This is a genomic window from Moorena sp. SIO3I6 (assembly GCF_010672095.1).
On the sequence record NZ_JAAHHU010000121.1, the window covers coordinates 1 to 18,470 of the forward strand.

General features: G+C 42.5%; 20 protein-coding genes and 2 pseudogenes. 9 read left to right on the forward strand and 13 right to left on the reverse strand.

Features of this window, described 5'->3' with window-relative positions; translation table 11 throughout:
- The coding region (gene leuS / locus F6K49_RS26095) for a leucine--tRNA ligase (protein ID WP_293101306.1) at positions 1-1,925 on the forward strand (1,925 nt) is incomplete at its 5' end.
- A gap of 184 nt (positions 1,926-2,109) precedes the next feature.
- Positions 2,110-2,283: a hypothetical protein gene (locus F6K49_RS26100; protein ID WP_293101309.1), complete on the forward strand. Its 174-nt coding sequence runs from the start codon at positions 2,110-2,112 to the stop codon at positions 2,281-2,283.
- 278 nt (positions 2,284-2,561) lie between these two features.
- Here F6K49_RS26100 and F6K49_RS26105 read toward each other — a convergent pair whose 3' ends face one another.
- A complete protein-coding gene (locus F6K49_RS26105; RefSeq protein ID WP_293027746.1) occupies positions 2,562-3,992 on the reverse strand; it encodes a fatty acid desaturase in 1,431 nt (476 codons plus the stop codon).
- A 179-nt stretch (positions 3,993-4,171) separates the two neighbouring features.
- A pseudogene (locus tag F6K49_RS26110) lies at positions 4,172-4,351 on the reverse strand (IS66 family transposase); the annotation flags it as partial.
- 195 nt (positions 4,352-4,546) lie between these two features.
- Between F6K49_RS26110 and F6K49_RS26115 the strand changes: the two are divergent.
- Positions 4,547-4,816, forward strand: a complete 270-nt coding sequence (locus tag F6K49_RS26115) for a hypothetical protein (RefSeq protein WP_293027774.1) — start codon at positions 4,547-4,549, stop codon at positions 4,814-4,816.
- 274 nt (positions 4,817-5,090) lie between these two features.
- Here the strand turns inward: F6K49_RS26115 and F6K49_RS26120 are convergent, their stop codons facing one another.
- Together F6K49_RS26120 and F6K49_RS26125 are read right to left on the reverse strand one after the other, a co-directional pair.
- Positions 5,091-5,648 carry a pentapeptide repeat-containing protein gene (locus tag F6K49_RS26120; RefSeq protein ID WP_293027749.1) on the reverse strand — a complete coding sequence of 186 codons (558 nt, stop codon included), beginning with the start codon at positions 5,646-5,648 and terminating at the stop codon, positions 5,091-5,093.
- A gap of 77 nt (positions 5,649-5,725) precedes the next feature.
- Entirely contained in the window at positions 5,726-7,888 is a 2,163-nt protein-coding gene (locus tag F6K49_RS26125; protein WP_293101312.1) for a Tex family protein, read from the reverse strand.
- Positions 7,889-8,003: 115 nt separating this feature from the next.
- On the opposite strand from F6K49_RS26125, the pseudogene F6K49_RS26130 reads away from it, so the two are divergent.
- A pseudogene (locus F6K49_RS26130) lies at positions 8,004-8,468 on the forward strand (VOC family protein).
- On the opposite strand, the gene F6K49_RS26135 reads toward F6K49_RS26130, so the two are convergent.
- Positions 8,434-8,631 carry a hypothetical protein gene (locus F6K49_RS26135; protein WP_293101315.1) on the reverse strand — a complete coding sequence of 66 codons (198 nt, stop codon included), beginning with the start codon at positions 8,629-8,631 and terminating at the stop codon, positions 8,434-8,436. The pseudogene F6K49_RS26130 and the gene F6K49_RS26135 sit on opposite strands and share 35 nt — an antisense overlap.
- A gap of 224 nt (positions 8,632-8,855) precedes the next feature.
- The gene (gene msrA, locus F6K49_RS26140) at positions 8,856-9,320 is read right to left on the reverse strand and encodes a peptide-methionine (S)-S-oxide reductase MsrA (protein WP_293101318.1); all 465 of its coding nucleotides are present in this window, start codon (positions 9,318-9,320) and stop codon (positions 8,856-8,858) included.
- A 343-nt stretch (positions 9,321-9,663) separates the two neighbouring features.
- On the opposite strand from msrA, the gene F6K49_RS26145 reads away from it, so the two are divergent.
- Positions 9,664-10,143: a hypothetical protein gene (locus F6K49_RS26145; RefSeq protein WP_293101321.1), complete on the forward strand. Its 480-nt coding sequence runs from the start codon at positions 9,664-9,666 to the stop codon at positions 10,141-10,143.
- Positions 10,144-10,504: 361 nt separating this feature from the next.
- Here the strand turns inward: F6K49_RS26145 and F6K49_RS26150 are convergent, their stop codons facing one another.
- Positions 10,505-10,789 (reverse strand): hypothetical protein, encoded by a 285-nt coding sequence (locus F6K49_RS26150; protein ID WP_293027760.1) that lies wholly within the window; start codon positions 10,787-10,789, stop codon positions 10,505-10,507.
- Positions 10,790-10,904: 115 nt separating this feature from the next.
- Between F6K49_RS26150 and F6K49_RS26155 the strand changes: the two genes are divergently transcribed.
- Positions 10,905-11,261 (forward strand): hypothetical protein, encoded by a 357-nt coding sequence (locus F6K49_RS26155; RefSeq protein ID WP_293101325.1) that lies wholly within the window; start codon positions 10,905-10,907, stop codon positions 11,259-11,261.
- Between the two features lie 6 nt (positions 11,262-11,267).
- Here F6K49_RS26155 and F6K49_RS26160 read toward each other — a convergent pair whose 3' ends face one another.
- Both F6K49_RS26160 and F6K49_RS26165 read right to left on the reverse strand, forming a co-directional pair.
- Positions 11,268-11,984 (reverse strand): PEP-CTERM sorting domain-containing protein, encoded by a 717-nt coding sequence (locus F6K49_RS26160; RefSeq protein ID WP_293101330.1) that lies wholly within the window; start codon positions 11,982-11,984, stop codon positions 11,268-11,270.
- Positions 11,885-12,091 (reverse strand): hypothetical protein, encoded by a 207-nt coding sequence (locus tag F6K49_RS26165; RefSeq protein WP_293101332.1) that lies wholly within the window; start codon positions 12,089-12,091, stop codon positions 11,885-11,887. Before F6K49_RS26165 ends, F6K49_RS26160 begins: the two co-directional genes overlap by 100 nt.
- 235 nt (positions 12,092-12,326) lie before the next feature.
- Between F6K49_RS26165 and F6K49_RS26170 the strand changes: the two genes are divergently transcribed.
- A complete protein-coding gene (locus F6K49_RS26170) occupies positions 12,327-12,857 on the forward strand; it encodes an N-acetyltransferase (protein ID WP_293101334.1) in 531 nt (176 codons plus the stop codon).
- Positions 12,858-12,920: 63 nt separating this feature from the next.
- Here the strand turns inward: F6K49_RS26170 and F6K49_RS26175 are convergent, their stop codons facing one another.
- The 3 genes from F6K49_RS26175 to F6K49_RS26185 are packed head-to-tail and all read right to left on the reverse strand — an operon-like array spanning position 12,921 to position 16,965.
- Complete coding sequence (locus tag F6K49_RS26175; RefSeq protein ID WP_293101336.1) at positions 12,921-14,360, reverse strand: tetratricopeptide repeat protein; 1,440 nt, start codon at positions 14,358-14,360, stop codon at positions 12,921-12,923.
- Positions 14,357-15,787 (reverse strand): caspase family protein, encoded by a 1,431-nt coding sequence (locus F6K49_RS26180; protein WP_293101338.1) that lies wholly within the window; start codon positions 15,785-15,787, stop codon positions 14,357-14,359. Before F6K49_RS26180 ends, F6K49_RS26175 begins: the two co-directional genes overlap by 4 nt.
- Positions 15,784-16,965 carry a hypothetical protein gene (locus F6K49_RS26185; RefSeq protein ID WP_293101341.1) on the reverse strand — a complete coding sequence of 394 codons (1,182 nt, stop codon included), beginning with the start codon at positions 16,963-16,965 and terminating at the stop codon, positions 15,784-15,786. The genes F6K49_RS26180 and F6K49_RS26185 overlap by 4 nt, the downstream gene beginning before the upstream one ends.
- Positions 16,966-16,979: 14 nt before the next feature.
- Between F6K49_RS26185 and F6K49_RS26190 the strand changes: the two genes are divergently transcribed.
- Positions 16,980-17,114, forward strand: coding sequence for a hypothetical protein (locus F6K49_RS26190; protein WP_293082145.1), 135 nt, complete (start codon positions 16,980-16,982; stop codon positions 17,112-17,114).
- 402 nt (positions 17,115-17,516) lie between these two features.
- Here the strand turns inward: F6K49_RS26190 and F6K49_RS26195 are convergent, their stop codons facing one another.
- A complete protein-coding gene (locus F6K49_RS26195) occupies positions 17,517-17,750 on the reverse strand; it encodes a hypothetical protein (protein WP_293028600.1) in 234 nt (77 codons plus the stop codon).
- Positions 17,751-18,127: 377 nt separating this feature from the next.
- Between F6K49_RS26195 and F6K49_RS26200 the strand changes: the two genes are divergently transcribed.
- Positions 18,128-18,295: a hypothetical protein gene (locus F6K49_RS26200; RefSeq protein WP_293028602.1), complete on the forward strand. Its 168-nt coding sequence runs from the start codon at positions 18,128-18,130 to the stop codon at positions 18,293-18,295.
- The last annotated feature ends 175 nt before the right edge of the window (positions 18,296-18,470 follow it).

Genomic DNA, 18,470 nt, shown 5'->3' on the forward strand with positions numbered 1-18,470 from the left:
TTGGTAAATCTGTTGGTGCTTATCTAGAATTTCCCATTGTGGGCTTAGATGACAGCTCAGATGAGGGCTTAGATAACAAAATTGGTGTATTTACCACTCGTCCAGATACGGTTTATGGGGTTACCTATGTGGTGCTAGCACCGGAACATCCCTTGACCGCAAAAGTCACTACCCCTGACCAAAAGGCTGCAGTTGAAGCCTTCATTGAGGAAGTCAGTAACCAAAGTGAACTGGAACGGACAGCAGAGGATAAGCCCAAGCGAGGGATTCCCACTGGTGGTAAAGCCATTAATCCCTTCACTGGGGACGAAATCCCAATCTTGATTGCTGACTATGTGCTGTATGAGTATGGTACTGGTGCGGTGATGGGAGTACCAGCTCATGATGCCAGAGACTTTAAGTTTGCCCAGGAAAAGCAATTACCCATCAAAGTGGTGATTGTGCCAACCTCAGATGATGTCGAAACCGTTAATGACACTCCTCTAGAAGCGGCTTACACGGAACCGGGCATTGTGGTGAATTCTGACCAATTCAATGGCATGGATTCCGTCAAGGCCAAGACCGGAATTATTGACTATGCTGAACAACAGGGCTGGGGCAAAGCCCGAGTGCAGTATCGCCTCCGAGATTGGTTAATCTCTCGCCAGCGTTACTGGGGTGCCCCTATCCCTGTGATTCATTGTCCTAACTGCGGCGCAGTGGCAGTGCCAGACCAAGACCTGCCAGTAGAGTTACCAGAAGATGTGGACTTTAGCGGACGTGGTCTTTCTCCCTTGGCTCAATTAGACAGTTGGGTGAATGTACCTTGTCCCAATTGCGGTACACCAGCTAAACGGGAAACCGATACCATGGATACCTTTATCGATTCCTCCTGGTATTTCTTACGTTATCCCGATGCCAAGAATGACTCCGCTGTGTTTGATTCCAACAAAACTAATGATTGGATGGGAGTGGATCAGTATGTAGGGGGCATCGAACATGCTATTTTGCACTTGCTCTACTCGCGATTCTTTACTAAGGTATTGCGCGATCGCGGTTTACTAAACATTGATGAACCGTTCCAACGTCTGTTAACTCAGGGGATGGTGCAGAATACGGCTTACAAAAATACCAAAACCGGGAAATATTTCGCTGTTGTAGATATCGATCCCAATGACCCTAAAGATCCAGACACTGGGGAACCCTTGGCGGTATTCTATGAAAAAATGTCTAAGTCTAAATACAACGGTGTCGCACCAGAAGATGTAGTAGCTAAATACGGTACCGATACCGCTAGGATGTTTATCTTGTTTAAAGCACCACCAGAAAAAGATTTGGAATGGGATGATGCTGATGTAGAAGGGCAATTCCGTTTCCTTAATCGTGTCTGGCGTTTAGTATCGGATTTCGCCGCTAATGGTAGCACTAAATCTAGCCCGTCTAATGGTGATTTAACTAAACCGGAAAAAGACTTACGACGAGCAATTCATATCGCGATTAAAGAGGTAACTGAGGATTTAGAAGGGGAGTATCAATTTAATACAGCGGTTTCTGAATTAATGAAGCTAAGTAATGGAATTACTGATGCTAAGTGTAAAGACTCCCCGGTCTATAAAGAAGGGATTGAAACCTTGATTACATTACTCGCTCCCTTTGCTCCCCATATTGCTGAAGAACTTTGGCATAGTCTCGGTCATAGCTCCTCAATACACAATCAACCGTGGCTTGAGTATGATCCTGATGCTTTGGTAGCCGATGAAATTACCTTGGTTATTCAAATCAAAGGCAAAACTCGCGGCACTATTCAAGTTCCCGCTAACTCCGATAAGGCAGCCTTAGAAACCTATGCTCGGGAATCTGAGGTAGCACAGCGATATCTAGAGGGTAAGGAGATTAAGAAGGTAATTGTGGTACCCGGTAAATTGGTAAACTTTGTAGTGGTTTGATAGGAAAAAAGCGAACGCGCCAGGGATAGCTAACGGAGCTATCAGCTCATGCAGTATGTCACAGGCTAGAAGCCTGTGCCACGCAGGGGATAGGTAATGGAGCTATTCCCTATTTCCTATTCCCTGTGCCCAGAGCTATATATTAGGTTAAGAAACAATTCATCAGGTTCATTTACCAACAGCTATGTCTGAACAAAACGCACAAGTCTGTCCTATCTGTGGTGTCAAGATCATACCAGGAGGGCAAGTAGAGGATCAGGTCATCTTTAAAGTCGGACCAGTGGGCACGAGAGCTATTCTTAACCAGCGCGTTTGTCAGTATGTTAAGAAACCAGGCTGCATCAATAAGAATCCTTAGCAATTATCAATGGGGTGAGGTAATTCCCCTGGTTTACTGACAAAACTATTCAACAGCGTAGTGGTACGTTTTTTAGAACTGGGGGTGGTACTAGGGCTGCTGCTATAGCTGGGGCTGCATTTCTGGCGCTTCTTCAAATTGTTGTCTGACAGAGTTTAAATCTAGATAGAACAATCGGCATCCATGCTAACCCTATGGATGCCTTTTTATTGGTTTGGTAATTCTGAGGAAGAATTCAGAAGCTTTTCCTGGTTGCACGGTAGAATCAGCACGATTGCTCAGAGAATGCTCTCTGAACTTCTAGTACAGGATGCTTCTATTTCCGATTCTTCTGGAGAAGCTCCCATTTTAGTAATGTGTCTTTGAAATGACTTATGTACCTCAACAAAAGTGGTCGAAATATATGGAATACCATGTTTACTACATACGCTCTCAACGATCGGACTTATTTTTTTCAATAAGCTTGGCTTAAAAGCCGGAAATAAATGATGCTCTATGTGGTAGTTAAAGTAGCCATAATGAAATTCTACGAATGACAAGAGCCAATTAGTTGGATACCAATTGCCGGATGTTTTTACTTGAATTTCAGCCCATGAAAATTTATTATGAGAAGGGTTGATATTTTTAGTTAAGGCCAATACATTGTGATTTTCTTCGTGATCATTATATAATAAAATGAAAGCTGAATATGAGCAAGATATTGAGTATACACAAAAAATTAAAAAGGCATTCCAAAAACCATGTAAATACCCGCAATAAATGACAAGTGTTAACAAAACTACTCTTGCTAAAATATGTGCAACCATCTCGTATTTATGACGAACAAACTCTCTATTTAAGATTAACCAAATAGTACTCATAGGCATAGTACGAAAATGGTAGGTTAATATTCCTATCCAAAAATAAATTCGCTGATATTTATGATGTGGCTTACGCTCCATATATTTATGGATACGTATTGGAGCATATTGATTTGTTTGATAATCTATAGACGAATGGGGTTGATTATGATGGGTTTGATGAATAATTTGCCACTCCAACCATGATAATCCACATAAGTCAAAGAAATGTGCTGCGAAAAAGTCTAACAATTTATTTTTTGTGAAGCCAAAATGGGTGACCATATGGGACATGTTTGTGGATGCACAAACCATATGAAACCCTAACAATACGGCTGAAAATATTGAGAAATTTATCCAGGTCAGATATGACAGCAAGATAAATATTATTGAATAATAAAGGAAGTACATTATTCCTTCAAATGCAGTGTAATGTATTGATTCATTGTTTTCTACTAAATATTCTTTGACTTTAGATTTTAGCTCCAACCAAAAATCATCATCCCCCGTTTTTTTGTAAACTAATCTATCTAAGTATCTATCGATATTATCTTTGTACAAATAATCTTGAGTTACATCAAGATAACCCACTAGTTTTATGCTATTTTTTTGCAAAAAATGCTCACTTTTGATTTGTTCTTCTACATTGGTACGTATGTGTGATGATGAAAATAAACCACTACAATCTGTTCCTAAATTTCCTCTAAATGTATCTCCAAATGGGTGTTTATGAATGAAGTCTGTAATATCATATACAAGTCCATTGATTGAAACCCAGGCATCCGAGTAAGTGGAATGCTTTTTTAATTCCTCGTAACTAATACATCTATTTATAGCCAATGATTTATCTGTTTCTGTGGCTTTAATCATGTCAGTATCGTTTCTTATGTTTTTGTTTACTCAAATTAGGTAACTGCCCAGATAGGGGTTCTAGACAAAGACAAAAGGATGACCACTCAAAACCTGAGTAAGAACATCAAGAAGATTGAGGTTCGGTTTTCTAGCACAAGAGACGAAACGAACGGATATCGGCATGGGTAATCGCACTTTCGTGAGGATCGAAAACTACCAGAAATCTTCTGCTTGCACTTCATCATGCGCAGGTCACCTTCAGCACGGGTTTTAGTAAACGGCACTAGAGGTTCCTGAAGGAAGAGTAACACATCGCAGGCGTAATCTCTCAGTCGCAACAGCAGATTATGACCAACTCGGCGTTTGATCCTTCCTCTATCTGGGCAGTTACAAAATTACCACAAAAACCGAGTTGTTGTAACCAGAATGGAAAAAATTTGCTACCTAGGGTTTGCTGAAAAAAGCTGAAACCTTTAGATTCAAAGGCTTTAACCTGGCTTGAAAGTCTCTGGTGATGCTCTGGAATCTGCTATAATCCTAAAATCCTTGCAGTGGCGAGGTCTGTAGTACAAATGTACCATAAAGTTGAGCAACCCCCAACACCACCGGAAAACTTCGAGCTACCCTGCCTCGGAAAACTATCCCCAGACAATCGTTGGGTAATCATGGCCAACTTAATCCCCTGGTCAGAATTTGAACCAGAATATGCTCAAAACTTCGGGTGCATCTCATATTTTATTTGTAAAAAAGAAGGGAAGTGTCGGAAGTTTCCGAAGTGTCCGAAGTTTGGGGAGGGTGAGCAGTTTGGGCAGTGTGGGAATTGTATTATAATTTTTGTCTAATTGCATGCATTGAGATGCACCCAAAACTTGATCAGGTGCGCTTGACCTTGGCGAATTAAATTCGCCACGGGTCGCACCTCAGGGGCTGGTTGACTGACAAAAATGCTTACCTCTTTTATTCAAAAGCTGTTCGCGCACCGTAGGCATAGCGGATAAGAACCTAAAGTAGCACCATCTGTAGCCCATTAGCTGATACGCGACACGCTGAATGCTGTTCGCGTAGCGTGCGCGTAGCGCTTAAGCTGAATGCTAATTCACTTTGGCAGTCCCTAATTTACCTAGGAAGCTGTGCATCAGTAAGGTTAGCATTATCAAGGTTAGCGTTAGTCAAATCAGCGTTAATGAAATTAGCGTTAGTGAGGTTAGCCCCACTCAAATCAGCACCATTGAGGTTGGCATTCAGAAAGGTGGTGTTACTGAGGTCAGCACCCCTAAAGGAGCTACCACTCAGGTCAGCACTGATGAAATTTGCCCACACTACGCTAGCACCACTGAAGTCGGCGCGACTCATGTTGGCCCCTGTGGCGTAGGCTGAATCTAAGTTGGCATTGCGGAAGGTTGCCCCTGTGCCATTCATAACTCTCATTGCTGCACTTTCGAGCATGGCATCAGAAAGGTTAGCGCCACTAAGATTTGCTCCCTGGAGGTTAGCATATCTCAGGTCTGCTTCCCTCAAATCAGCTCTGGCTAGGTTAGAATTTACCAGGTCACAGCTTCGACATTCCTTAGTTTGCAGCAGTTGTAGATAGTGCTCGCGCACTTCAGCATTGATAGGAGCGATTAACCCTAAGGAGGCTAGCAGTACACTAATTCCTAAGATTCTGAACTTCATAATTTCTGGCCAAATCTTGTTTTGCCTGTATTATGGCAGTGAAGTTCAAGAAATACCCAATATTTCTACCGTGATTGCTAATTACTACTGTGCGATCGCATTGATAAACTAACGCGCTTCAGTTTTTCATTTACTTCCATTACCCGCACCTTCACCACCTGTCCCACTTTGACTATCTGTTTGGGATCCTCTACAAACCGGTCAGCTAGTTGGGAGATATGCACTAACCCATCTTGATGCACGCCGATATCTACGAATGCTCCAAAGTTTACCACATTGGTGACAATTCCTTCTAATTCCATTCCAGGACTTAGGTCTTTGAGCTCATTTACTCCTTCTTTGAAGGTGGCGTACTTAAACTCAGCCCTGGGGTCTCGTCCTGGCTTTTCCAATTCCTGGATAATATCCTCTAGGGTTGGTAAGCCTATGGTATCTGTGACGTAACGGTTCAAATCTACTGACTTGAACCGTTCTGATCCTTGTTTAATCTTGGCTAGAGGTAACTGCAAATCCGATGCGATCGCTTTCACTACGGGATAACTCTCTGGATGCACAGCTGTGTTATCCAAGGGATTATCCCCGTTGCGAATCCTTAGGAATCCTGCTGACTGCTCGAAGGCTTTTGGCCCTAACTTTGGTACTTTAAGGATTTCCCGACGGTTCTTGAATGCACCTTGCTGATTGCGATAGGTCACAATATTATTAGCAATGGTCGGGGTAATCCCAGATACAAAGGTTAGCAGTTGAGCGGAAGCAGTATTTAAATCTACTCCTACATAGTTTACACAACTTTCCACCGTTTCATCAAGTTTCTTCTTGAGTAATTTCTGATCAACATCGTGTTGGTACTGTCCCACACCAATGGATTTAGGGTCAATTTTGACCAACTCAGCTAAGGGGTCTTGTAAGCGTCTGCCAATACTAATCGCTCCTCTGACTGTGACATCTAAATCTGGAAACTCCTCTCGTGCTACCTCACTGGCGGAATAAATCGATGCCCCAGATTCATTCACCATTACTTTAATTGGTTTGCGCTCCATGGTTTTGAGGACTTCCGAGATAAACTCGTCTGTCTCACGAGAGGCTGTACCGTTACCAATGGCAATTAGCTCGATCTGGTAGGTTTCGATTAAATTCTTAATGGTTTTGGCAGCTTGTTCGCGCTTTTGGCTGCCTTGATGGGGAAACACTGGCTGGTATGTGATGTATTTAGCTGTCTCATCCAGGATAGCCACTTTACAACCAGTGCGGAAGCCTGGGTCTATGGCTAAGGTTGGCTTCATTCCTGCTGGAGCAGATAACAACAGTTCTCGGAGATTGGCTTCAAAGGTTTTAATGGACTCTGCATCAGCATAGGTTTTGCGATCGGCGCGTACTTCCGTAGTTAGGGAGGTTTTCATGAGCCGATTAAACCCATCTTTGAGCATGGTCTGGTAAAACTCTCGCAGTAGGGTAGCTTTGGTGTGGATTTCCTCAGAATCTAGGTAGGACATAACATAGTCTTCATCAAAAGAGAGTTCCAGCTTTATTACTCCCTCAGCCTCACCCCTGAGCAGGGCTAACATATTGTGTGGCGCTACAGATTTAACTGGGATTTGGAACTCCCGGTACATTTCAAACTTAGTGGTACCTTCGGGATAATCCTTTTTAATCCGAGACACGAATACTCCCGATTTCAGGAAATAATCCCGCAAGTACGCTCGTAAGTGGGCTTTTTCAGCTACAGCTTCCGCTAAAATATCTGAGGCACCTTGAAGAACGTCCTCTACCGTATTGAGCTTATGGTCTGGGGAAATGTATTTAGCGGCTTCTTCAGATAAGGATACTGATTTAACTTCCGGAGTGTTCATCGACTCAATCCAGTCCGCTAAGGGTTCAAGTCCTTTCTCCCTCGCCATGGTTGCCCTAGTGCGTCGTTTCGGTTTGTAGGGCAGGTAGAGGTCTTCCAATTCAGTCTTTTGCTGGCAAGCTTCGATCTTAGCCTTTAGTTCATCGGTGAGCTTACCAGCAGATGCGATCGCATTCAGGATTACTGACTTCCGTTGCTCAAGTTCCGTCAGATAAGTATGGCGCTCAGCTATAGTGCGTAGCTGAACTTCATCGAGAGAACCAGTCAGCTCTTTACGGTAGCGAGCTATAAACGGAATAGTTGCCCCTTCAGCCAGTAAAGACAGGGCATTCTCGATCTGAGTGGCGCTTAACGACAGTTCTTGGGCTAATATTTGAGGAATAGTGGTCATGTTACCAGGAAAAGCGGACATTAAACGGGATTTTAAATAAATTTAAATTAGCAAATTGAGAACGGTATAACCATTAATAATTAACAATTAACAGTTCAATTCACAACTAACAATTATGGTTTCTAGCTCTGAAGTTATCAAACCTACCCTAAGCCCAGGTAGTCTCCGTCGAGTCCATCATATTGCTCTGAATGTGAAGGATATCCAAGCATCGCGCCACTTTTATGGTACAGTATTAGGTTTACATGAACTAACTGGAGAATAAGTGCCCAGTACCTTGCGATCGCTAGTCGAAGCCGGAAAAGTCACTAACTTCGTTACCCCAGATGGCATTGTTGTGGATTTGTTTTCCGAGCCAGAGCTATCACCACCGGATCCAGACCCCCATCGTGGCTTTACTCGGGTGAATCATCTCGCCTTTGATATCGATCCTCAGTTATTTGACCAAGCCGTAGAGGTGCTAAAACAAAATCAAATTCCGATCGATCATGGTCCAGTAACTCGTCCTACCGGCAGAGGTATCTATTTTTATGACCCCGATGGATTTATAGTTGAAATTCGCTGCGATGCGATTGAATGAGACTTGGCTGAAGTTGTGAAGAATCGGGAATCGGGAATCGGGAATCGGGAATCGGGAATTGGGAATCGGGAATCGGGAATCGGGAATCGGGAATCGGGAATCGGGAATCGGAAAGAAGAATTAAGGCAAATAACCTTAGTTTGACATAACCAACTTGATCCACGAGTTAGGAGACAGGAGTCAGGATTTATAAGTCAAAATAAGTTAAAGTTATGTTCTTGGAATAAACAAAATTAAAATTATATTTTAAACCAAAAACTAACTAAAATAACTTATTTATGTTCCCTGCTCCCTGCTCCCTATTCTTAACTCATTTGATAGCCTTGGGGATTCCTAATCCCGACTCCCGACTCCCGACTCCCGACTCCCTATTATATCCTGCAATATCTACGTTAAAGACTTCTGCTTTTTTTCAAAATACTGTTGATGATAGTCATCAGCTAAATAATAATCGGAAGCTGGCTTAATTTCGGTGACAATATCCTTATCAAACTTACCAGAAACTTGCAGCTTTTGTTTTGACAGTCTTGCCAGCACTTCTTGTTCCTGATTGTGGAAAAATATCACCGATCGATACTGTTCTCCTCGATCAGGACCTTGACGGTTCAATGTAGTAGGATCATGGATAGACCAAAATACTTCAAGTAATTGTTCATAGCTGACTTTTTCCGGGTCATACTCCACCTGTGCCACTTCCGCGTGACCCGTTATTCTTGATAATACATCTAGATAACATGGGTTAGGAAAATGTCCGCCCATATAACCAACAGAGGTTGATACTACTCCCTTCACTTTCCGAAATGCTGCTTCTACTCCCCAGAAACAACCACCACCAAATGTCGCTTTTTCCATCGTTTTTATTCAATAATTGCTCAGGATTTATTCATTATATAGTAGTTGTCAATTTTTGAGGGAGTAGGGAGTAGGGAGTAGGGAGTAGGGAGTAGGGAGTAGGGAGTAGGGAGTAGGGAGTAGGGAATCGGGAAAAAATAATGTGTATATTATTATGATATAAACTGATAGCTGATGATAGCTGACATTTTTAACTCTAAACTATAAACCCTATCGTATTTTTTTTATTTGTAACAAAATGTTTAATATTTAAAAATAGCCTTGACTTTTTTAGAGATATTAGTAATAATAAAAATGTCGGATATTTCGATAATATTTCTGGACAAAAAGCCGCGCTTCCAAGTTGACAGACAAAGCGCGGCTTTATCCCCAAGCACCAACTATGTGTGAGGTAATTCCCATGATGCCAAAAAAACGGTCAGTAGATCATCTGGTTTACTGTCAGCGAGCTCTAGACCGGCTTGCCCAAATTGCTGAGAGCCAATCTAGACGGGAAGATTCCTATCTTTCTGCCATCACTGAGCGAGAGGAAATCTTGATTAACCTATACAGCAACTGCCGACTGTCCATGACTCCCCAGGCGTTTTACCGGAAATGGCCAGTCAATCAAGCAGATATCGGTAACATCTGCTGCCGCTCAACTTACGCTGTAAATACCTGGCTGGCTCAAGGTGCTCGCTATAAAACTCCTAGTGCCGATTCTTTATACCATCTGGCTTTAATGGATTTCGTCTTAGAGAATTTCGAGGCAATTCCAAAGGAGTTATTGAATCGACTCTGCTCTAGGGTTGTTCGGGAAAGGGGTGTTGTCTGTTATAATTAATAATTTAGAATTTAGAATGGTAAATTCCAAATTAGACCTCTTGCATAAGTCTCATAAACCGTGGGTGTTGACAAGGCAAAAGTCAAAAGGCAAAAGGGATAGATTTTGATTTCTATAGATTCTAAATTCTTAATTTTACATTCTAAATTCTAGATTCGCGGATTCTACAGGACTTACGCATTTGCCCCCTAAATCCCCCAATTCTGGGGGACTTTGACATTATTACCCCCCAATTTTGATACCGCTGGCCAAATTAATATTTGTTTACACATAGGTCAACTGGTCGGAGCAAGAGCAGCAAAACGAGAACATCGGGTAGCGGCAAATGGGACTCCTCAGTTTGATAACTAATACAATTGTTTCAACTTATAGTCCCATACCAACTACGAACAAAGGATATTTTCCACATCTGCTCATCCTTTTGTAAACAAATATTAATTTCGCCAGCCGTATCAATACTGGGGGGAAGAGCATCGATAGCTATTAACATCCGAGTCAATCCTTCCTCAACTCTGGTAACTCTATTGACAACCTCTTCCATGGTCTGAATTCTCTGTTGATGATCATTAGTAAGAGCTTCTACAGAACGGGCTAATGACTCCACCACTGCTTCAATCCGGTCTAATCTATCGTTATTGTTACTCACTGCTATAGGATTTCTAAATAGCTCATGAACACCAATACTAATTTAGTATAGCATTTCTTGTAGGAATTATAAAAAATTATTCCCGTTTTTTACATTAACCAAAATCCATTTATACTTGATTAAGTCTTGCCTGTTACCTGTTGCTTGTTGCCTTTACCTAAGAGATTTTGTTCACAACTTAAATACAAATGCTACAGCACTCGAAGTCAAGATTAAGAAATACGGCGGTTTGCATAACTATCAGGTAGACAGGATTGTTTTCCCACTTCCGACTTCCCTCTTATCTCTTCCCTGTTCCCTGTTCCCTGTTCCCTGTTCCCTAAAATCCAGAAATTTGTACCTAACTGAATTGCAAACCGCTGTATTTGTGTTCCCTACTCCCTACTCCCTACTCCCTACTCCCTACTCCCTACTCCCTACTCCCTTTCCTAATACCTTACTCACAAATCAGTTTTTTCCTACTGATAAGTAATTGAGGCTAAACCTTTTGTTTAGATGGGGAAGGTTTCAGCTTACGTTTGATGGTTGAAGCTAAGCCGAGAGTGGCAATGGTAAAGATACTTATACTATGAGTGGGTTCAGGGACAATCACCGGTTTCGCAGAAAAACTAATGGGTAACTCACTATCTTCCGGTCCTAAATTTTGAAAACCAGTGATAAATGGCGGTGCCGAAAAAACTTCAAAAAAACTAGGGGGCTGCAAAAAACTAGCGAAAAAGACATTAACAAAGTTTCCAGCTGAGGTGGAAAACCCAAAGCCGTCAGTTGTTAACTGATTAGCATCAAGACTAATTAAATTGTCAACTTCGAAAGGTTCGTTTCCCGGTGTAGAAGTACCAGTAGGTTGCAAACCAGTAATTGTTTCGCTGTTGCGCGTGCCAGTAATTTCAGAAATCAAGAAAAAACCCAAATCATCAGGAGTATCATTAGTAGTGAAAGTACCACTGGCTTCGATACCAGGAGCAGAATAACTCCAGTTCCAATTTAAAGCTGAAGCTGCCTGGGGTGCCACCAAAACTAATCCAGAGGTAGCAATCAGGAGTGTAGTAGATAGCAGAGTTAGATTTTTCATCGCAAATTTAGGGTTGAACAAAACTATACCAAAGGGAACAGGGAACAGGGAACAGGGAACAGGGAGTAGGGAGTAGGGAGTAGGGAGTAGGGAGTAGGGAAGAGGGAACAAAAATTCTCGCAATTCCTACACGGATTGGTATATAAGTTATGAGGTACGCTTTTCAACCTCAAAGTCACCCTTATTAAGGGCAGGGCTGTTTCATTCTCATGAATAAATTGTAAATTCAATCGGTTGAAAGGCAGCTGGGGTGCTGGAGAGAAGGTTTTTTTAAGGTTAAAAATACCTTTTTATGAATAAAAATTCCCCCTATCTCCCTATCTCCCTATCTCCCCACCTCCCCAGCAATCGCATTTGAGTCCGACTTTGAAACAGCCCTGCTTATTAAGGGGGATTTAGGGGGATCAAGTTGTACCTTATGGGATATAGAATTAAATAATAACTCAATACATGAAGCCGCACAACATGATTATCCGAGATGCAGAAATAAGGGATCGTGAGAGCGTGCGCTCCTTACATATATCGGCCTTTCCGATCGGGGAGGGTGATATTGTGGCAGGTCTCGCTGATGACCTCATCTCCAATATTACCGAGCCATGTACACTATCATTGGTAGCCGTCGATGACAATGAAATAATTGGAAACGTTGCATATAGTCCTGTATTTATTTCCGAAAAACCAGATTTCCATGGGTATATTCTGGCACCACTTGCTGTTAAGCCAGAATGCCAAGGTAATGGTATTGGGAGTAAACTAATTGATGCTGGGATTAAGCGATTGGGTAGTATGAATGTGACTATTGTATTCGTATATGGTGATCCTAGGTATTATGAACGATTTGGCTTTAAGGCAGAGTTGGCAACACATTTCATTCCTCCATATCCATTGGAGTGGCCTTTTGGTTGGCAGGCGCTCCTACTTGGCGAGATAGAGGAGCCAGATGCTGCTGTGAATATCAAATGCGTAAAGTCTTTAAACAATCCTAAACTATGGTGATAGGGTGCTAGGATTGCTATAATACGTTCAATTAGGTTTTAAAACCCTAGTATTATCCTTAGTTTAAGGCATAGATTTGCCAACTTGGGATATTAACAATAGATGGTTCAAGTTACGGGAAATAATGCGAGTTCTAGGATGTTCCTCTCCTAACTGCTTGACAGCAATCTGTAGAGCCTGTTGGTAGAGGCGTTTAGCTTCTTGGTCGCGCCCCTGGTTTGAGTACAGTAAAGCCAGGTTGTTGAGGCTTTGTGCCACATCTGGGTGTTCTTGACCCAGCAGACGTTGCCTCAGGTCTAAGGCTTGCTGGTACAGGGGTTCGGCTTTTTTGTAGCGCCCCTGGCTTGAGTACAGTAAAGCCAGGTTGTTGAGGCTTTGTGCCACATCTGGGTGTTCTTGACCCAGCAGGTGTTGACTCAGGTCTAAGGCTTCCAGGTAAAGGGTTTCCGCCTGTTCGTATCGCCCCTGCCTCGAATACAGTAAAGCCAGGTTGTTGAGACTAGTTGCCACATCAGGGTGTTGTTCACCCAACAGGCGTTTGATAAGCTCTAAGGCTTGCTGGTAGAGGGGTTCCGCTTCCGAGTATCGCCTCTGCCTTGAGTACAGTACTGCCAGGTTGTTGAGGCTGGTTGCTACATATCGGTGTTCTTGACCCAGGAGGCGTTTCCTCAGGTCTAAGGCTTGCTGGTACAGGGGTTCCGCTTCTTCGTACCGCCCCTGGCTTTCGTACAGTCCCGCCAGGTTGTTGAGGCTGGTGGCCACATTTGGGTGTTCTTCACCCAGTATGTGTTGACTGAGGTCTAAGGCTTCCTGGTAGAGGGGTTCCGCTTTTTGGTAGCGCCCCTGGCTCTTGTACAGATAAGCCAGGTTGTTGAGGCTGGTGGCCACAGCTGGGTGTTCTTCGCCCAAGCGCACTCTAACCGTTAATAAGCATTGCTCACACCAAGGCAAGGCTTGTTCGTAAGCCCCTTGACCATAGTAAAAGCGGCCTAAGCCAAGAAAAGGCCAGATTAAATCTTCGTCATTTAAGTAATCCTTGTGGTTAGTGGCAACTTCCACCAGGTGAGGGATAGCAGAGGTAATTCCTAAAATGTCTGACTGAGTTGGGGTCTCAGGAATATCCTTTGCTATTGCTACGATAGCTGAACAAAAGCCCCGTTTTAGGTTTTCAACATCAGCTAACTGTTCCCCCTTGATACTCAAAAATTCTCTAATACGCTCGTGAAGTTGGTAGGTGTTATCATCCAACTTCTGTAGTAAATACTTTTCAACTAAGATATCCCGATTAACTACTAAATAAAATTCCAAGCTAGCTGCCCTAGCAGCCTTGGATACTAATGACCATGGCATAGGCGCTAAAGCAAACAAACTCAGCAGAGCAGCCATGGTTTGAGCTGAAGACTGTAAAGAATCCCAATTGAGTTCCAGCACAACATCTGTACCAGAGTCACCTTCTTGAGATTGCTTCTGCTCTAGGAGCAATAAAATTTCTTCTAGCATCATGTAGTCCCTGGCTTTGAGTATAGCGCTGCCACATTGTATAACTTTAAAGGTATACAGCCAACGAATTGACAGATTGCTTTGGCAGTTTCTAACTCCTTTTCAACAAAGTCTTTTCCTACTAATTTTACTAATAATTCTAGAGCATCAGTTTCTGGTAATTTACCCAAAGCAAGTGATGGATAGGGTAACTCTGAGCTACGAGTAGTAATTAACACCCTAAATCGAGAACCCATGGGCGGTAAGTAGTTTTTAATTTTATCGATATCAGTGACATTATCAAACACCAATAAAACTTTACCTGGTTGCCACTTTCTCCAGCAATAAGCAAGTTGGCTAGCAATGCTGAGATTTTCAGGAATATTAAAACCAGGAAAATCATTCACAATTGTAAATTCCGAGAGCTGGGTTACAATATCCACTCCCTGGAGATTTAACCAACAACAACCACCGGGATAATTTTCTAAATTGTACCAAGAGTATCGAATTGCTAGTTCTGTTTTCCCTACTCCCCCCTTACCTGTGCGATCAGTAATGGCTACAATATTGTTTTGCTCCAATAGCTGATGTAACTCTTCCAGTGGCTGGTGTCTATCTACAAACTTACGCGCCTGACTAGTAGGTATATTGTGGGCAATCTCAAAGGGATTAGGATGATAAACATCGATATCACTATCCCAACTGCGACGATAAAAATAGGTTGGTAGTTGTTGTTTATTTAAATTAGCAAATTGTTGCTTAACGTGATCAGCAACTGCTGGCATATCTGGCAGCCAGTCATGGTGCTCTAAGGCTTTTCTTACCGCTTGGGAAAAGTATCCCGTTTTTTCTGAGGAGTTAACTTTAGCTCTCTCCCCTTCTCTCGTAGCCAGTAAAACAAACTGTTGACTGTCTGTCCTAGGTTTCCCACTAGGAAACTGCTGCCCTCCCAAATTGGTTGGTCGCCCGTTTGACTCTAAAAGATAATTAGCACAAGCATCGACTATACAAATATGATGGGGAATTTTAAAAGCATCTGACCCTAAAAGCAGTAACAGGGAATTAAAATCTAGATTCTGCCAATTCGTTTTACTAGCATCAGCACAAAGTAGCCTGCGATTCCGCTCCGAGGTAATCAAACCATGACCAGCCCAAAATATAAACAGTAACTCTCCTGTTTGTTGGGACAGGTCATTAGTAATGATATCAACTATATTATGCTCCGTTGCTGGCGTTGACGTTATCTCAAAGTTATTAACCAGTTCACTATTTTCAGTTAAAGGAGACAAACAAAGCCTGATATTATCCTTTGGCACTCCTCGTGATAACAACCAATCAGCAAACTTGATGGCATCATGAACGGGACCATTAACATTCCAGTTTGTTGCTTGATAGTTTTCGATACCGACAATCAACCCATAGGTTTTTTCTGGGTTAGCAGTAATAGTCATGGTAACCTCGGGATAATTGCCTTCCAGGTAGCTGGGTTTGTCCAATAAGCGCTGTGAGCTTGGGGAAAGGGTTGTTTACTGTCCACCAAAACATCCTGGACTTTATTAGGAAATAGATTAGCGCCAATGTAACTAAGGAAATCCCGTAAATCATAAATATTCAACCACTCCGGAAAAAAGTCTGGCAGAGGCTGACCAAATTCTAAGCTAGATAACGCATTAATTTCGTATAAAAAGGGAGCTTGAGAACCCACTGTAATTAATAATGTCACCTGTGCCATTGGTTGAGTAACTAATAAATCAACACAAGCAATCCCTCCTAAACTATGAGCTAATATGACTACTGGTGGTTCAGCGTCTTCTATCGTTTTCTGGATAAAATTACGTATTTGCTGGCCGCGACTTTGATAAAGTAGAATATCACCAGGTGTAGGAGTATTTGCTTCAGTAATTGCACCCCTTTTATTCCTCACCCAAGCTGTAGCTGGACCCGCCAATAAGGAAAGTGGTTTCTGGATCCAGTCACCCAATCCCAAGTCTTCCTCCTTACCCAAAGCATTACTTAATAATTCCACGAGTTGATCACGCAATTCCGGATTAGGAAAGATAAAGTCATGGTTATGGTGCTGACAGTCAAACATTGCCTGAGCAATAATTGCTCTTGCGATAGTATCATAACAGTCACTATCTGAATCAGAGACTTGGTTTAATACGTCTTGATAAACAGTACTACTCGTAACATGGCGTCGTGCCTGATCAAACCCCTCTGCTATACCTGCTGATTCTAATTTTTCTTGCAATTCTCCACTAGGAATTAAATCCAGCAACCGGTAATTTAATTGATCACCAGGTTGCTCTCCAAAGGGATTACTATCACCACCAGTCCTAGGTTGTAAAGACAACAATCCCAACTCATAAAGGGGATTGCGATATAACTGCTGCCAAAGAATAATAGTTTGATCCTCTTCTTCTCCCTGATCCAGAGCTAAAGTAGCATCATATGGGGGTATCGAAACCCCTTTAGCATTGAGCTTACTCCCAAATTCCCCACCCCAACAGCAAGGAACAACGGTAATATCCGGACGTTGTTTCGTGACAAACCCCTCAACTATCCTAAAGGTTTGCTCATAGGCAGCTTGCCTAACCCCTGTGCCATGGACAAATACGAGAGTTGTCATAGTTTAGAAGATAGTTGATCAATATCTATATATTTTACCCTCAGCGGTCAGCGGTCAGCGGTCAGCGGTCAGCGGTCAGTGGTCAGCTATCAGCGGTCAGCGGTCAGCGGTCAGTGGTCAGCTTATTTTATTCAAAAGCTGAAAGGTAAGCATATGACCTACTTGAGGTGCTACTTGAGGTGCTACTTGATGTGCCGTCAGCTGATAGCTGATAGCTGATAGCTGATAGCTGATAGCTGATAGCTGACCGCTGTTCGCGTAGCGTGCGCGTAGCGCTTAAGCTTAGATAAAAAAAAATCGGTCAAGTGTTGGTTAACCCCAATGCTTGACCGACTTCTATTGTGTAAACCTAATTGAGTACAGCTTAGCTGTTATCAAATCCAAACAAAAACTGAATCAAGTAATCCATTCTTATCAAGTTACTCAGTAACTGCTTTCCAGCAAGCACATCCTAACTCTGTTTACATTATACTCCTCCACAAAATAACTTGCAAAAAATAACCTCCACAATTCCTGGCCGCCAGGGCGGCAAACCCTGGCAAACCCCTATCCTAGTCTAAGTACAAATACCGAATCAAAGTGGTCATCACCTCACCAGGATTTTCCGTAGGCTCCGGAGTGCTCCACTCATCAGGATAGGCGTATTTAAGGGCATAAATGGCATAAATAGTATGGCGAACTTGTTTAGGAGAACCGATCAAGATGTGCTTGACTTTCTTCGGTTTGCGACCTTGATTGTCAGGGTTTTGATTGTCATCGGAGTTGGGGTTAATGTTTTGATTCATGACTAGTTATTGTTTGAAAAGGTTGATACTATTAAGTTATTAATAAATACATAAGGCGTCAAGGGGTTTAGAAAATTTTTTTTATTACGAAATATGGAGATTGTGGAGAGGGTGGTGAGTGTGGTCATTGTGGAAATTATCAGATATAAAATATTTGTATTTTGTTGATTTTTATGATAACATAAATTCTGTTATTATCAGTTATGTAGGGTGCGTTAGGGACGGGTTTGCCCTGATTTTATCCGTAGTCAGTGTTGGGACATTCCGTCCCGTAACGCACCACTTCCTAGATTTTTTGAAAGCTTGTAAACTGATGTTTATAGCGGTTTTTAGTCTAATCAGCTAAAGAGGATTGTTTCCCTATTGCCTATTGCCTATTGCCTATTGCCTATTGCCTATTGCCTCTTGCCTGCTCCGCTGTATGGGATGATATTAATACCTTTGTGGAATGGGCATCTTGCCTGTTCCCACTGGGTGCATCTCAATGCATGCTGTTTGAACCTGTGGTGCGTTACGGGACGGACTGTCCCAATACTGGCTACTGATAAAATCAGGGCGAGTCCGTCCCTAACGCACCCTACCCAACTTTTTTACTGATGGTGGAATGGGCATCTTGCCTGTTCCCACTCTTATCATTATCGGGGAGAAAAATTAGTGGACAGCCGAAAATACGCCCCAGCAACCCAGCGCAACCGGGAAGCAATTTTACAAGTACTTTTA

What these genes read in the sequence shown, in the direction of transcription:
- F6K49_RS26185 (WP_293101341.1), bottom strand. Translation starts at nt 16,965, where the DNA reads ATGACAACTCTCGTATTTGTCCATGGCACAGGGGTTAGGCAAGCTGCC.
- F6K49_RS26170 (WP_293101334.1), top strand. Translation starts at nt 12,327, where the DNA reads ATGATTATCCGAGATGCAGAAATAAGGGATCGTGAGAGCGTGCGCTCC.
- F6K49_RS26175 (WP_293101336.1), bottom strand. Translation starts at nt 14,360, where the DNA reads ATGATGCTAGAAGAAATTTTATTGCTCCTAGAGCAGAAGCAATCTCAA.
- F6K49_RS26115 (WP_293027774.1), top strand. Translation starts at nt 4,547, where the DNA reads ATGTACCATAAAGTTGAGCAACCCCCAACACCACCGGAAAACTTCGAG.
- F6K49_RS26105 (WP_293027746.1), bottom strand. Translation starts at nt 3,992, where the DNA reads ATGATTAAAGCCACAGAAACAGATAAATCATTGGCTATAAATAGATGT.
- F6K49_RS26100 (WP_293101309.1), top strand. Translation starts at nt 2,110, where the DNA reads ATGTCTGAACAAAACGCACAAGTCTGTCCTATCTGTGGTGTCAAGATC.
- F6K49_RS26125 (WP_293101312.1), bottom strand. Translation starts at nt 7,888, where the DNA reads ATGACCACTATTCCTCAAATATTAGCCCAAGAACTGTCGTTAAGCGCC.
- F6K49_RS26180 (WP_293101338.1), bottom strand. Translation starts at nt 15,787, where the DNA reads ATGACTATTACTGCTAACCCAGAAAAAACCTATGGGTTGATTGTCGGT.
- F6K49_RS26195 (WP_293028600.1), bottom strand. Translation starts at nt 17,750, where the DNA reads ATGAATCAAAACATTAACCCCAACTCCGATGACAATCAAAACCCTGAC.
- msrA (WP_293101318.1), bottom strand. Translation starts at nt 9,320, where the DNA reads ATGGAAAAAGCGACATTTGGTGGTGGTTGTTTCTGGGGAGTAGAAGCA.
- F6K49_RS26120 (WP_293027749.1), bottom strand. Translation starts at nt 5,648, where the DNA reads ATGAAGTTCAGAATCTTAGGAATTAGTGTACTGCTAGCCTCCTTAGGG.